This window comes from Prevotella sp. P5-126, from assembly GCF_002251185.1.
Classification (GTDB): domain Bacteria; phylum Bacteroidota; class Bacteroidia; order Bacteroidales; family Bacteroidaceae; genus Prevotella.
On the sequence record NZ_NPIZ01000087.1, the window covers coordinates 25,366 to 41,185 of the forward strand.

Sequence of the window (15,820 nt, forward strand, 5' to 3'; positions counted from 1 at the left end):
AGCAGTTTCAGACTTTGTATTGGTAAAAAGAGGTCATTACAGCCATTTGCTTTGTCTTTGTTTGTCGGTGTACCATCCAGTGGGTTGATTTGCAGCACGCGCCTTGTAAATGGCTGAAAACAGGCATAATGGTTGGAGGTTGTAGTTGGCAGATTGCTTTGTTTGCCTCTCGTCGCCGTTTCGATTGGCTCTCGTCGTCTTCTCGTCGTCATTTCGTTGTTTTTTCGCTGTTTTCTCGTTCGTTATTCGTTATGTCCTCGATCGGCTAACGAATAACGAACGAAAGCACAACGAGAGACGAACGAGGGACGAACGAGAAGTGATCGAGAAGCGAACGAAAAATGGCTGGGTGTTGGATGAAATTTGCGGTCAAATGTATGTATATCTTACCTTATATACCGTTTGTGGTGTTGAGATATATGAATGTCGTGATTTTTATGTCGCACACGAAATTTTTTTATCCACGGAACTATAAGCAAGGGAACTCCAAGCAAATATCTACAAGTAAAATTATACGTCCATTATACGAACCATATATTATACGTTCATTACACGAACATTAGCATGCCAACCTCCCCGATAAACTGCAATTTACACTTCTGTCACTCCATATTCTGGATGAACCTTTTCTAATTCGTCGCCGAGGCGGCGACGCTCCTCGTAGCTCATTACACGACAACAAAGTTTTTCGTTTTATCTGCCACCCTATCTTCCACCCTATAACCCACAGACATTCATCGTGTTACAGCGATATTTGCCCAAAGGCGGCAGATGGCAGATGAAAAATAACATAAAATTACAGACCTAACTCTTTTCTGTTTGCACAATTATTTGTAACTTTGCCACAAGTTATAATAATAACTTATTTAACAACAAAACATAAATGAACAACACGCTTCAGACATAAAATAACAAAATACAAATAACCACCCCAAACACAACAACAGATAAAACAAAACAACTAAGGATTGAAGTATACCCCAACAAACACAAAAATAGAGGCATAGACACTCATATCCTGAATATGTATATTTATGAAAAAGTTGGCATTATTCATTGTTGTCATATTGTCAATGACAAGCTCGCAACTGTCCGCTCAGAATTTAGCCGTAAAGACAAACTTCCTTTACTGGGCTACTACCACACCTAATATCGGAGCCGAGGTTTCGATAGACAAGAATCATACAGCACAAATGTTTTTCGGACTAAACCCTTGGAAACAGTCGGGAGGCGACCATTCTACATTGCGTCATTGGTCGTTTACGCCCGAGTATAGATACTGGTTCTGCCAGAGTTTCAACGGTTGGTTTGTTGGAGCTCATCTCATGGGAGGTGAGTTTAACGTTAGTGGGGTAGACTTTCCCTTTGGATTGCTGTCCACACAGAAGAATCACCGCTATGAGGGATGGTTCATTGGCGGAGGCGTAAGCGGCGGATACCAATGGCCATTGTCAAGACATTGGAATCTTGAGACATCACTTGGTATAGGCTACGACTTTATAAAGTACGACAAATATAAATGTGGCACATGTGGCAGAAAACTTAAGAGCAGCCACACCAACTACTTTGGACCTACCAAGGCAGCACTATCGTTGATATATGTATTATAGAACAAAGCTGAAAAACGATATGAAACAGAACTATCTTTACATATTGACGTTTCTAACACTTGCCGTCAGTCCATGCCGAGGGCAAGAGTGCAAGGGTGTATCCATAGCCAACAGCAGCATAAAGGTGGAGAATGTAAGGGTGAGCCATATCGACAAGCAGCTTACGTTGTCGATGACCCTCAACCTCGACCAGCTGCAGATGCCCACCAACAACCAGTTTGTTCTTTCTCCATCCATAACAACTGCCGATGGCGATGTGGCTATGCCTAAGATTGTGGTTACCGGCAACCGACAGCACATTATGCAGCAGCGCAACCGCCACAACAATTATGGTGCTGATGCCTACATCGTGAAACGCACCAACGGCAAACCGCAGCAGATAGCCTATCTGCGCTCTGTTGCCTACGACAAGAAGTTTGTTGACTATAAGGTGCGTATTAACGAGGACCTTTGCGGATGTGGCGACAACCTTGCCAACAAACAATACGAACTGATGGAATATCGCCGACCAACTGCCAAGTTTGTAAGACCAGAGGTGGTGGCAGAGAAGATACGCGAGCTGGACAAGCGTGCCTACATCGACTTCCCAGTAAACCGCGCCGAGCTTAACCCTCTGTACCGTCGCAATCCCGAACAGCTCGACAGTATAATACGAACTATCAACACGCTAAAGGAAGACAACAACCTAACGGTGTTGGCAGTGAATATCCACGGATTTGCATCGCCAGAGGGACGCTTCGACAACAACGACCGCCTTGCCAAGGAGCGTGCGCACACCCTTACACAGTATGTGCAGCGTATGGTGCAGCTCGACGAAGGCATCTTCACGGTGTCGCACACGGCAGAAGACTGGGACGGTCTGCGCAAGTTTGTAGCCGAGAGCAACATCGAGCACAAGCAGCAGATACTTGACCTTGCCAACGACACATCGCTAAAGGAAGACGAGCGCGAGGCTAAGATTATGGCTGCATTTGCAGACGAGTACAAATTCCTTCTGGCTGTATGCTATCCAGCCCTGCGCCACTCCGACTACCATATTAAATATAAGGTGCGCCCATTCAATGTTGAGGAGGCCAAGGCTTTGGTAAAGACCCGACCACAATTGCTCTCGCAAAACGAGATGTATATGGTGGCACAAACCTACGAGCCTGGCTCAAAGGAGTTTGGCGAGATAATGGAGATAGCGGTACGTATGTATCCTGACGATCCAACAGCCAACCTTAATGCAGCTTGCACACGTCTTAACGCAGGCGATGCCGAGGGTGCAAAGCCTTATCTTGACAAGGCTGGAGACAGCGAGGAGGCTAAGGCTGCAAGAAAAGTATACGAAGAGATTAAATAACATAATTAACATTGATAATTAAACTCAAAGTATTATGAAGATATTTAAATTTTTCCCTTTTGCATGCGCTGCATTGATGATGAGTGCATGTAGTTCGGACAACGACATCGAAGGTGGAGCAACAAAACCTGGTAGTGATCCGCAGTATCTCGCTGTGAACATTGTGAATGTGGGAACAACTCCTACCCGTGCCGGAGAGTATGAGAATGGAACTGAGGAGGAAAGCAAAATCAAAAAGGTGCGTTTCTACTTCTTCAATGGTGATGGTTCGCCTTATCTTATCAAGAATCCTAATGTTACAGGAGTAACAGGTGGTGGAAACGTAAACTATCTTGAGGCTACCCCTGGTGACGATACCACTACTCCTGGCACCTCAACAAGTGTAGAGAAGATTACGCAAACCGTACTCATAATCAATGGTGTGCAGAATGCTGCTCCTGCTGCTATTATGGCTGTTGTTAATCCAGAGACTGTTGAGCCTGCAACTCTCAAGGATGGCGCAACTATGAGATTGAGCGAACTTCGTAGCACTGCAGTAGGTAGCAAATTTTACAATAAGGATGTGTCTACAGGTAAAGTATCCGATTTTGTAATGAGCAACTCTGTATATATTAATGCAGGTGAAGATGTTTGTTCATCGCTTGTTGCAGGTCATTTAACAACTTCGGAAAAAACAGCTATGGAAAATCCAGTTGACCTATATGTAGAGCGTGTTGTGGCTAAGGTTACTGCCGATGTGGATAAAGATGCCTTTAAGGTTGGCGATGGTTCTAACTGGGAAACTACCAAATATGGTACAACAACTCCTGTTGGAAAATATGGTGATTATGATGTTTATGCTGTTATCGAAGGCTGGGGCTTGGCTGAAGAGAACGGCAAGGCTGAGGTGGAAAAGCAGGTAGACAAAAGTTGGACAGACGGAACTTTAGGTATTGGCACTTGGAATACATACGACTATCACCGCAGTTTCTGGGAAAGATCTGTAGCATTTAATACTGGTGTTGATGGAAACCGACCTGTTAATCATAAGTACGAGGAATTTAAGGCAAAGATGAAAGACGAATTGTACACATTGCCTAACACTCCTATAGATAAAGTTACTAATTTGAATACCAATAATCTGACAAAGTTGCTAGTTGCAGCCACACTAAGATACAAGGACGCTGAGAACAACTGGCATAATGCTGAAATTTGCAGATATAATGGTATGAATTTTCTTGGTATTGATAACTTGAAGAAGCATGTGGCATCGACATTCTCGCAGTATTACACAAGTACTGATAATACACATTATACTCAGCTTTCAGGAAGTGATATCGACTTTAAAGATCCTGATGCCACTATGGTTCAATATCGTGTAACTCCAACATTGGCAGCCGACCCAGAAGGTGTTACTAAGAAGTATTACACAAAGAATCCAGGTACCACATCTGATTTCACAGAAGTTAATAAATCTACAGTATTGGCTGCTATTGAAGCATCTAAGGCTGAAGTAAGAAAGGATGGTAAAGCTTACTACTTTGTTCCAATCAAGCACCTTGGAAAAGCAGGCGAACTTGGCGAATATGGTGTTGTGCGCAACCACTTCTACAAGATTACATTGACAGGTATCAAAGGCTTTGGTACACCAGTATACAACCCAGAACTTGTTATTGACCCAACTGTACCTACATACGATAACACCTACCTTGCTGCCCGCGTTCAGGTACTGCAATGGCGCGTAGTAAACCAGAATGTAAGCCTTGGCGAATAGTAAATACTAACAACACTTTTTTTAGGCGGTATGGCTCTCACACATGGAGGAGAGCCGTACCTCCTATATAATTCTCCCACAAAACAACGAATTATGATAAACTTGACGTATATATTGAACAAAATGAAAGTAGCATCTATGGCTATGCTATTGCCCATCATCGCATGCTCGTGCTCGATGATGCACGAAGACATGGGCGAATGTAAGCAAGAACTAAAGCTGAAGTTCAAATACGACAAGAATATGAAATTTGCCGATGCCTTCAGCTCACAGGTGAAGACACTATCGCTGCATGCTTACAACAAAAACGGAGAAATGGTTTTCGACAAAACGGAAGCTGTAAGCGACATTGAGGCTGCAGGAGGATACATTACTCTCGACATAAGGCCATGCGTATACTCGCTACAAGTATGGGCAGAGGGCGAAAACGTGTATGACGGTTCATACAAATATTCAACTAAAGGAAAGGCAGAAGAGGGCATTGAAAACCTGGACTGCAAGATAAACAGAGACGGAAGAAAGGTGGACCACGACCTTAACGCTCTGTATCACGGTATGATGGGAAACGTAGACCTGAGAATGGACGACTACGGGGTGAAGACGTTCACCATGCCGCTGACTAAGAATACCAACAACATAAAAGTGGTGATACAGAATGCCTCGGGCAAAAAGTTGAAAGCAAGCGACTTCAGCTTCGAGATTGACGACGACAACTCATGGCTTGATTGCTATAACGACAATATAAAAGAAGACTCGATAACTTATCGCCCATGGTCGCAATACGACGGCATTGTGGGCGCAGAAGAGAGCGAAACACAGGTGTCGGCAGTGGTGGCTGAGATGACTGTGAACAGACTGTTTGCAAACAAAAACCCACGACTAAAGGTTTATAACAACGAAAATGGAAAACTGGTGTTCAACATTCCGCTCGTAGACTATGCGCTGCTCGTTAAGGGCAACTACAACAAGGATATGACCGACCAAGACTATTTGGACCGCCAAGACGAATATAGCTTCGTATTCTTTGTAGACGACGGCATGAACTGGCTTAGCGCCTCGATATTCGTTAACTCATGGAGAGTGGTGTTGCAGAATGTAGACATGTAGGAATGTAAGAAACACGATACTTATTATCATAGAAAAAGATATCGACACTTGATGTTTTATCATATTAAAAATATTATAATTAGAACAGTTATTGTGCCATTGCTGTGTGTGGCACTGACGGCATGTTCGGACGACGATGGCGTAGGCGCTATCGCCAAGAACGATGTGCGCGTCGCCTTCACAATGATGGTTGCCGACGCTACATCTACACGTGCCGCAAACGAGGGGTGGGACAACTACGACCCTAAGCAACCAGGCATAGAAGATGAGAATATGATTAACACCGACGACTTACGTATAGCCATTTGCGACGGTATGGGCAACATCATTGGAGATGTGGAGACTATAACGGTGACGCCAATGAGCGACCCTTCGGGTACTAAATATGCAATAACAGGAGTATGGAAGAACGCTAAAGACGATATTGCAAGGGCTAAGAAGATAATGATTGTGGCTAACTGCAATGCTACGAAACTAAGCACAATCGACCTACCCGACTTGAAATACAACATAGATACTGAGACAAGGAAATATATACCTATGTGGGGTGTGGCATCGCTGCCAGCACTTACATTAGGCACACAAACAGACATGACAGAGCAGATATATTTGCTCAGAGCGATGGCGAAGGTGAAAGTGGAGATGCGCTCGGATATGGCATCGTATGGATATTCCATAGGTAGCATGCACATCAACAACTATAACACTCAAGGATATTGTTTGCCAAAGAACTATAACTCGGCAAATAAGACTCAGGAGATACGCTTCGACAATTCGCTAAACGTACTTGACAGCCGAGCGACAAACATAGGATTGACGGATGGAAAAGCAACATACATACCAGAATACGACAATACCAGCACAGGGGCTACGCCATCGACAATAACCGTTGACCTGAACAGAAATGGTAAGCACGAAGGCACTTACACCCTGGAGTTTCGCAATTATGATACCGACGGCAAGCCTACAGGCACACCATACGATATTCAGCGCAACCACTACTATACATTCTTGATATACAAAGAGGACGGAAAAATCATTGTTAGCCTGCATGTAAGGAAATGGAATAAGCGCGTATACGACGAAGATATAATAATGTAAAGAATATGAAGAATATTTTGCTTTCGATATTGACACTCATAGCAACTTTGATGTTTTGTGGCTGCTCGGCTGACACTAATGAAGAGTGGGCAGAGGAGAGCAAGCCTGTGAGCGTGCGCATAAATATTTTTGCATCTGCAGGCGGAGCTTTGTCACGAGGCAGCGGAGAGCTGGAATGGACCGACGACAATAGCGACAAGGGAGAGATGATGAAAAATTGCTTCGTCATTATCGTGCAGGACGGCATTATCAAGAATCTGCTTGTTAGCGAAGACTATACTGAGGAGAAAAGCTGGGTTGGAACGCTTACGGCAAAAATAAATCCAGGCGAGACTACTTTTTATTCGTTTGCCAATATAAAGCCGGAGGATGTGGGAATAGACTCGAAAATAGACTATTCCACCACCAACACTCCTCTACCTACAGGTTTTGACAGCAAGCTATATAGCGTGAAAGGCAATGTGCTTACGGCAGCCGACTTTCCGAAGGGAATACCTATGAGCAATAAGCAGACCATAGAGATAAAGAAGACTACTGCCGACCTGAATCTCGAAGTGATAAGAATGGTGGCTAAGGTGAAGCTGAAGATAACAAACGACACGCCAAACGAAATAAAGTTGAGGAGTGTGTCGCTAACAGATATTACCAAGAACGAGGCAAACAATCTGTATCTGCTGCCTGGCAGGGATAATGGCACAGCCGTGGAGCCAAATCTAAATCCATCGGCATCGAAGGAGGACTACGTGATAAATTTCAACCCTGAGGTGGTGGTGGAGGCAAAGACTACGACTCCGAAGATAATATCATTCTATGTGAACGAGTCGGTAGCAGAGAATCCAAACTATTTTGTAGTGGGCGTAAAGACCGACCATGCCACGATGAACCTACGTGCAGCACTATCAAAATGGAATACCATATCACGCAATGACTATTTGGAGATACCTATAAAGCTAAACAACTATAGAGTGAGATTTAAGGTGGAGCAATTTACAGCTATTGGCGTATTGCCCAAAGTGGAGCAAAACGACGAGAAGCTGACCATAAGATTTAAGAGCTATGGCGAATTTCATCTTATCCCTTATGTTGTGCGCTTAAGCGATGGCGTAGAGCTAACTCCGGGTACCGATAGCGAAAACGGATGGAGGTTTGATAGATGGCAAACGCAGAAGATGGTGCCAGATGGTGATGAGGGAGTATGTATTTACGACCGCATGCCTGTGGCTGTGCCATCACGAAAGACCATAGAGGGCGTGGTGGGCAATCGCAATGGCTATGCCATTCACCAGATACTGATAGGCATAAAGGATTTGGAGTATGCCATTCCGTACAGAGTGGAAATAATAAAAGAATAAATCTGCTTGATATAATATGATAAAGAAGTTTAGATATATATATGTATGCTTGATAGCGGTGTTGGCATGTTGTGTCAGCACAAGTGTTAGTGCCCAGAGTGTGTTTGCGCATTATAAAGGCGTGAATGACATGCCGTATATCAGAAATCCATATGGTATAGAGATGCAGCAGGTGCATGAGTATGAGTATACTTACTACGTAACGGGAGGTAGTGAGATAGACTTACCATTGCCGTTTGAAAATTATACTAAAGAACAAAATACAGACATCGAGCCTAAAGGCTACATCAGATGGTACGACTATAATACAGACATGGCTAATCCACGACTCTCTGTATATAACACTACAAACTTGAAAGAGGTCAATGACAATAACGACAAAGCACGTGGATTGTTTGCATGGAAAAATAAGACAAATAGTGAACCTTTCGGTCCAAGCCGTAATAGAGTTGGTGTGAAGTATAAAGCGCCTACCGATGCCGATGACGCTACATGGAAAGGTGAGGATGTTGCATGTGATGTGAGCAAATATACCGACTTTGAACCTATGGTAAGTGGCAAAGACCAATACTTCACCCACGAGCCTACATTGCAGATACGCTATATCTTCCATATTCGCCCTGCAAAGGCTATGGCAGAGAATATTATAAAAACAACAGCTACCGACCTTCGCACCGCAGACTCTGACTTGACGATAGAGGACAACCGCCGTATTGTGTTTGGTGCAAAGGATGCTAATGCAAAAATGTCGGTACGTGTAAACTATAAGCCGAGCAATTATTTCTTTTATCCTCTAAAACCACAAGATGGTAAACAAAGGCATCTTCTCTCTTCGGACGAAGCGCATAGCATAAAACAAGCCGACTACGACAAGAGCACCCTATATAATGCCAATGGATTTGTATGGCTTGCCTATGACGAGACAAAGACAAAGTATACTGTGTTGATATCAAGTGGTACTGTACAATTGCACAATTTCACTTCCATGAACGTATTAATGAATAACGGAAATGGTTGGAAAAACTTAGATGGTACTCCTACTACGAAACCAAATATTACATTCGGTAGTATAGTGTATCTTGTGGCTTACGCCTACTATAATAATAACTCTATCAAAGCTCCAATAGCCAGTTTTGAGATTCTATATCAGAATACTTATCCCAAGACGATGAAGCAGCTGACAGATGATGGCGATAATGAGCGTACACTTGCCTATTTTGAATCGCATTATAAGCAAGTCACAAAGCCTATATCGTTTGACGACGATAACGACAAGCTTACCATGGTGGCTCCTACAGTAGAGAACAATATGGCACATTATGCCTCAAGATGGGACAGACGTGCATATAGCTTTGTATATCCAGAGCTGCGCGACTATGCTTGTCCTAATGGGAAGGCTTTAATACATGGCGAATATGGACTGTTTAAGAGTGCTAACTTGGCTGGTATTTCTGACAATTCAGTAACTTCAACTACAGGAAAGAAGTTGTACCAGTGGTGGAATTCTGCAGTTCTCCATGACCGTACACATGCAATTACTAACGGTAAGCAGTATGGATATTTCCTCTATGTGGATGCATCAGACGAAAGCCGACAGATAGCTTCTATCGACTTTAAGGCTGACTTATGCTCGGGAGCACGTCTTATATTCTCGGCTGCGGTTACTGACTTTACAGGTCCTAATGCTCCAGTACGACCTCAGGTGCTGTTCAAAATCTATGGCATCATAAAGGATGAGAACGACAAGGTGACTCATCAGCGACTGCTGACATCATTCACATCAGGCGACTTTGCCTCTAACACAAAGGGTGGACGACAGTTAGGTACTTGGTTTCAGGTGTATAGCCGAATAGTGATGAGAAAGAATATGGGAGTGGAAAACTATTCCGACTTCCGCATTGTGCTCGACAATATGTGTGCGAGTACTCAAGGTGCCGACTATGCCATTGACGATATTCGACTATATATTCAGCATGCAAAGGTGGACGTGCTGCAGAATCAGCCTGCTTGTCCTGATGCTAAGAGCGGAAGCATAGCAAACCACGAGATTACACTTAAAATAACTTCGCACTACGAAAATGTGCAGGCTATAACAGGTGTGGGCAAGGAGTCGAAGTTGTTTTATCGTATATCCGATATGGATGGCAAGCCGTTTGCGGGCATCGACTATAATGGCGACGGTACTGCCGACGAATATGGCGAGGTAACTATTCCTGCCAACTATGATGCTTCTTCTTCGGCGTTTGAGATAGACCCTGAGGGACATGTAATATTGGTGATTGACAACAGGCACTTCGATTTGCCTTTGGGAAAGAAGTTCTATGTTTCGGTGGCTTATCCTGATGCTGATGGCAATCCCGATGAATGGGGAAAGTTTACTGATGAATGCTCATCATATAGCGATGCGTTCAGCATTGTGCAGCAGAAGGTGGTTATATCTGATGCCAACGGAAGTTTGGTTACTACGGTGAGAGTGTCGTGCGACGGCAATAGTACACCTGATGTGGATATTAATGCAAAGCTTGAGACTGCCGACAAAGTGGGCGGTGGCTCTATCTTGCTTAATAACGTGAAGTTTGACTGGTTTGTGGGAACTCCAGATGGCGCAGACAATAAGTTTTCTTCTATCTCGGGGTTGCAGGAGGCATTAGGAAAATATCGCCTGAAGTTTCCTGATGCGACTTCTCTTAATGCAGCATTCCAAACATCTAATCCTGCCGACTACGACATACTTGATAAATATATCAAGGGCGTAGATGGCGAAGGAACATTGGTGCTTGCGGTAAGCAACAGTCTTACGGGGTATAAGTTTAAGCAGGTGGGAACCTATAAGATTGCGGCTGTTCCTATTAAAACTTCAATAAAGCAGGGAACCGTGACTTACGAAATATGTCCACAGCCTATGTACTTCACTATTCGTATTGTGGAGAATGGTCCGAAACTTATTCTTGGTTTCGACAATGTAGCTTATCCTACCGACGACCGTGCCATGCGCATCGGTTTGCCACAAATAAAGGAGATGCTGAAGAAGCCGGATAATGGCATGCTGATATTGCCGGTGGCTGATCTTAATAATGGAAATGACAAGAATGTTGAGATTGAGTTCCGTGATCAAAATGTATTTATCTCCGACACCAACGACCCTACTTTCAATACTGCATCTACGACAAAACAGATTGTTGGTATGTTGAAAGAAAAAACTTTGGCAACAGGAACAAAGACATTGGGACTGGTGTTTGGTGATAATGTCTTGGATATTCTGCATGAAGGATATTGGTATGAGCTGAACTTCTCGTATGAACTGCATAATAGTAGTTCGATAGCTGCATGTCCTGGCGATTTGTTCATAACGTTAAAGGTGGTGCCAGAGTATCTTACATGGTTTCCTTCAGTTGCAAACAAGCTTAATGCCAACTGGAACAACGACCTGAACTGGAAGAGATCTACGGCAGCAGAGCTATACGATAAAAAATATGAAGACTATGGTGAGGCTACTTATGGCAATCCGGTTAATGCAAAATTGACAAGACAACAGGCTTATACGCCAATGAAATTCTCGAAGGTTGTTATACCTGAAAACAAGTTGGTATATCCAGGACTTGGCAATATCGTTTATCGTGTGAGTAACGATATCGCTACGAAGTTGACAAACTTTAAGGGCGAGGAGGCTACATCGGGTATTGCATACGACTTTGTGGTGACATGGAACGACAATACTGCCGACCCTGACGACCATTCTACAGACGGCAACGGAACGTTTAAGTGTGAGACTTTCCATGGTAACCTCTGCGACCAGATATTCTTCAAGGCACAAGCTGAGCTGCTCAATCAGCCATACCTTATATATAATAAGGCTTTCGTGGAGAAGGAAGTGGAGAGCAACAAATGGAATCTCGTATCGACCCCAATGAAGAATATTTATGCTGGCGACTTCTTTGTGCCAAAAACAACAGGCAGGGAAGAATCGAAGACTGCTTTCTCGGCAATGAACTTCGATGGGACTTCTGATAATCGTGTGGCAGCCCCAGTGTATCAGCGCAATTGGGATAGTAATGCCACCCAGGTAGTAGATAGAGTTACTAATTATAAAGCTCATGACTATAATGGCACAAATATCAGCATTGATACTATTTCAGATGCTTCGATGAATGTTGAGTCGCTATATTGGAGCCATGTATACAATAAGCTGGACCAGAATTATTCTGAAGGCAAGGGCTTTGCTCTAAAGGCTGGCGACCAATATAAACAGTTGTCGGCAAAATGGCTATTCCGTCTGCCTAAGGAGGATGAGGAATATAAATACTTCAAACCAGATGGAGGGTATTCTGACTTGAATGTTCCTGTGCAAAAGCCTGAAAAGTATATGCTAAATGTGCCATACTCTAATGAGCCAAGTTTGCTGGGCGAAATCTCTCAGCCGCTCACAGACAACACTCATAGCAATAATCGCTACTACATAGTGGGCAACCCTTATACTGCTTCGCTTAGTATGTATCGATTCTTGAACGGAAATCCAAGTTTTGAGCGCAAGGTGTGGACGCTGGATAATGGAGTGCTGAATGCGCATAGCGTGCCAGAGGGTACATACAACCGCAGTCAAGATTATATCATTGAGCCAATGCAAGGCTTCTTTGTTAAGGTTAAGGAGGGCGAGACGGTTAGTCAAGCTAACTTTACTTTGATGATGACTACAGACCGCTGGATATCTGGTGGTACTGCTGTACAGGAACCTGCTGCAGTATATATCAATGTAGTTAATGATGATAATCTGTGTTCTACAGCTAAGGTTGTGGTTTGCAATGATGCCGACGACGAATTTGTTGATGATGAGGATGTTGAGTTGCTTAACAACTCTGATATTGAAGATGTTCCGCAAGTGTATACTGTCGCGGGCAATCAGGCTGTTGCTCTTAACAAACTCTCAAACATCAACTTCCTGCCGTTGGGCATCATTGCTAAGGTGGATGGAAATGTGATGAGTAATGGCGCAACTGTTAATGTTGAAATATCAGCAAACCGCTATGTTACTGATAAGCTGTTTGTGTTTGATGCCAAGATGGGAACTTTCACTCCTGCCGATGCTCCAATATCTATTATGGCGAATGAGCATGGTAGATACTACATCACCACATCGACTTACAACTTGAAGCAACATAATGATGAGGCTAATATCAAGTGTTTCTCGCCTAATAGCGGTACTATAACGGTGAGTTCACCTAATATAGCTATTGCTAATGTGCGTATATACAATTTCGAAGGCTTGCTCGTAACATCGGCTTTAGGCATTAATCAAGCATCTTGGACCAAGAATATTGGTTGTGGCTTGTATATTGTAAAGGCTGAAACTAAGGATGGACAGAGCAAGACATTCAAGCTAAGTGTAAGATAATACACCTATGCAGTGGGCTGTAAACACTAACATCGGAATACAATATCAATTTGCACCAAAGTTGACATTGTTTGTTGAGCCAACGCTGAATAGGTACATTCCGAATGGAAGCGAAGTCAAGAATACTTGGACAGAACGTCCATTTATATTGACTGACTTTTCGGTATTAGGCTCTCTTGGTAAGAAAGTATCATTTTGCATGCAGTCTTTATGAATGATCTGTATCTATATATACAGAAAAGTCAAAAATAAGATACAACTTTTTATTGATATTTCCTCGATTGGCCGTATTTTGTTTCCTCAGTTGGCCGTATTTTGTTTCCTCAGTTGGCTTGTTTTGTCGTGACTCAGCATAGTAAAAGCGCGCTCTTACTATGTCTTCGCTACTCCAAAACATCTTGCCGTAGGCTACCCCCAAAAAATTAACATCTTACTCCTGCTTATTCATTTGGTTTTAATCTTTCAGGCATCCGATAGGAACCACATAAACCCCATCTTTTCTTCGATAAGCGAAATCGCCTGTTCCTGTAAGTACCATCATGAAAGATGGTTCATTCATTTTTTCTGTATTTATTTTACCCGCAAGAGTTAATAGATTTTCAGCACCCTCGTTGATGAGTTTATCACCCCCTAACTTAATTTCTATAAGTCCATATTTTCCATTGCGCAGATGTACTACGGCATCACATTCTAATCCGTTTTTGTCGCGATAATGATACACCTCTCCATCCAGCGCATCAGCAAAAACTCGTAAATCACGAACACATAGAGTCTCAAAAAAGAGTCCCATCGTGTTGAGGTCATTAATAAGATCTTTAGGGCCAAGTCCCAAAACAGCCGTTCCAATAGATGGGTCTATGAAGTAACGGGTATTCGCTGTACGGATAGCTGTCTTGGAGCGTAGGTTAGGATTCCAGGCTTCAGAGTCCTCTATTACAAAAATCTTACGTAACGTTTCCAGATAGTTACCTGCTGTTTTTACACTAATTTCATTTTCGTCATTTGTCATCATATCAGCCACAATCGTTCCGATGGTAGCTTGTGATCCTTGGTTTCTGGCGTATGAACGTAATAGCAATCTGGTTGTTGTAGCGTTGCGATTTACTCCATCCACTCGCGAAATATCTTTTTTGATGACTGCATCCACATAGTCGAAGGCTTGTTCCAACGCAGCTTCTGCTTGTAATCCACAAGCAAATGGCCAGCCACCACGACAAATCAGATATGCCAGATCGTCTATCTTCAGTTTGTTAACTGCAACAATTTTTTCTGGTGTTTCAAATAAATGTGCCAAACTTACTTTTCCATTTGATTCGCCAGACTCATAGAGACTCATTGGGCGCATAGTCAGCCAACAGAATCGCCCTGTTCCAGAATGTTGCATGTCTTTTTCATCTGCAGGAACTGCGGACCCAGTCAATACAAACTGTCCCACGTCATGGCGATGGTCAACCTCAAATCTGATGGCATCCCATAGTTTTGGTGCCAGTTGCCATTCGTCAATAAGTCTTGGTGTATCACCATCCAGCAAAACAGAAGCGTCAATCTCTGCCATTTGTAGATTAGTTTCCAATGAGGCAGGATTATCCATATACAAGATACTGTTTGCTTGTTGTTCTGCAGTGGTTGTCTTTCCACACCATTTTGGGCCTTCTATCAAGATAGCTCCCTTGCTTGCCAGTTTCTTGGTTAGCATTTGATCTGCGATTCTATGTTTGTATTCCATAGTTTCATATATTTGATATTTTGTGTGCAAAGATACAACTTTTTATTGATATTTCCTCGGTTGGCCGTATTTTGTTTCCTCAGTTGGCCGTATTTTATTTCCTCAGTTGGCTGTATTTTGTTTCCTTAGTTGGCGGAATAATGTCGCTATTAAAGATTTTATTGGGGGTTAGTTGCCTACGGCAAGATGTTTTGGAGTAGCGAAGACAGAGGGAAGCTCGGTTCACTCTGTTGAGTCACGCCAAAACAAACCATAGGTAAATCTTGGAGGAAATCTTTGAAAAAATCTATGGCCTATGGCCAGAAATCTATATTTAACGTGAGTTCGACGAAATATAAGTGTCTAAAAATTTGGTGATTAGCGAAAATTGTTGTAACTTTAAGGTGCTAAAAAATCAAAAGTTTACAAACAATAATCGCTATGATCACCGAGGACAAAGT

8 protein-coding genes are annotated in these 15,820 nt (G+C 43.0%); 7 read left to right on the plus strand and 1 reads right to left on the minus strand.

Annotated features, from left to right (window positions below; all coding sequences use genetic code 11):
• Positions 1 to 1,034 precede the first annotated feature (1,034 nt).
• From CIK90_RS09960 to CIK90_RS09990, 7 genes are all read left to right on the plus strand, one after another.
• Positions 1,035 to 1,610 (plus strand): DUF3575 domain-containing protein, encoded by a 576-nt coding sequence (locus CIK90_RS09960; protein WP_094390240.1) that lies wholly within the window; start codon positions 1,035 to 1,037, stop codon positions 1,608 to 1,610.
• A 19-nt stretch (positions 1,611 to 1,629) separates the two neighbouring features.
• Positions 1,630 to 2,952 carry a DUF3868 domain-containing protein gene (locus tag CIK90_RS09965; protein WP_158216056.1) on the plus strand — a complete coding sequence of 441 codons (1,323 nt, stop codon included), beginning with the start codon at positions 1,630 to 1,632 and terminating at the stop codon, positions 2,950 to 2,952.
• Positions 2,953 to 2,986: 34 nt separating this feature from the next.
• On the plus strand, positions 2,987 to 4,705 hold the full coding sequence (locus CIK90_RS09970; protein ID WP_094465169.1) for an Mfa1 family fimbria major subunit: 1,719 nt from the start codon (positions 2,987 to 2,989) through the stop codon (positions 4,703 to 4,705).
• Positions 4,706 to 4,828: 123 nt separating this feature from the next.
• The gene (locus tag CIK90_RS09975; RefSeq protein WP_158216057.1) at positions 4,829 to 5,812 is read left to right on the plus strand and encodes a FimB/Mfa2 family fimbrial subunit; all 984 of its coding nucleotides are present in this window, start codon (positions 4,829 to 4,831) and stop codon (positions 5,810 to 5,812) included.
• A 93-nt stretch (positions 5,813 to 5,905) separates the two neighbouring features.
• Positions 5,906 to 6,913, plus strand: a complete 1,008-nt coding sequence (locus CIK90_RS09980) for a hypothetical protein (protein WP_158216058.1) — start codon at positions 5,906 to 5,908, stop codon at positions 6,911 to 6,913.
• Between the two features lie 5 nt (positions 6,914 to 6,918).
• Entirely contained in the window at positions 6,919 to 8,265 is a 1,347-nt protein-coding gene (locus tag CIK90_RS09985) for a DUF4906 domain-containing protein (protein ID WP_144007259.1), read from the plus strand.
• 130 nt (positions 8,266 to 8,395) lie between these two features.
• A complete protein-coding gene (locus CIK90_RS09990; protein WP_094465175.1) occupies positions 8,396 to 13,654 on the plus strand; it encodes a T9SS type A sorting domain-containing protein in 5,259 nt (1,752 codons plus the stop codon).
• A 454-nt stretch (positions 13,655 to 14,108) separates the two neighbouring features.
• Here CIK90_RS09990 and CIK90_RS09995 read toward each other — a convergent pair whose 3' ends face one another.
• Positions 14,109 to 15,380 (minus strand): ATP-binding protein, encoded by a 1,272-nt coding sequence (locus CIK90_RS09995; RefSeq protein ID WP_094435018.1) that lies wholly within the window; start codon positions 15,378 to 15,380, stop codon positions 14,109 to 14,111.
• Positions 15,381 to 15,820 lie beyond the last annotated feature (440 nt).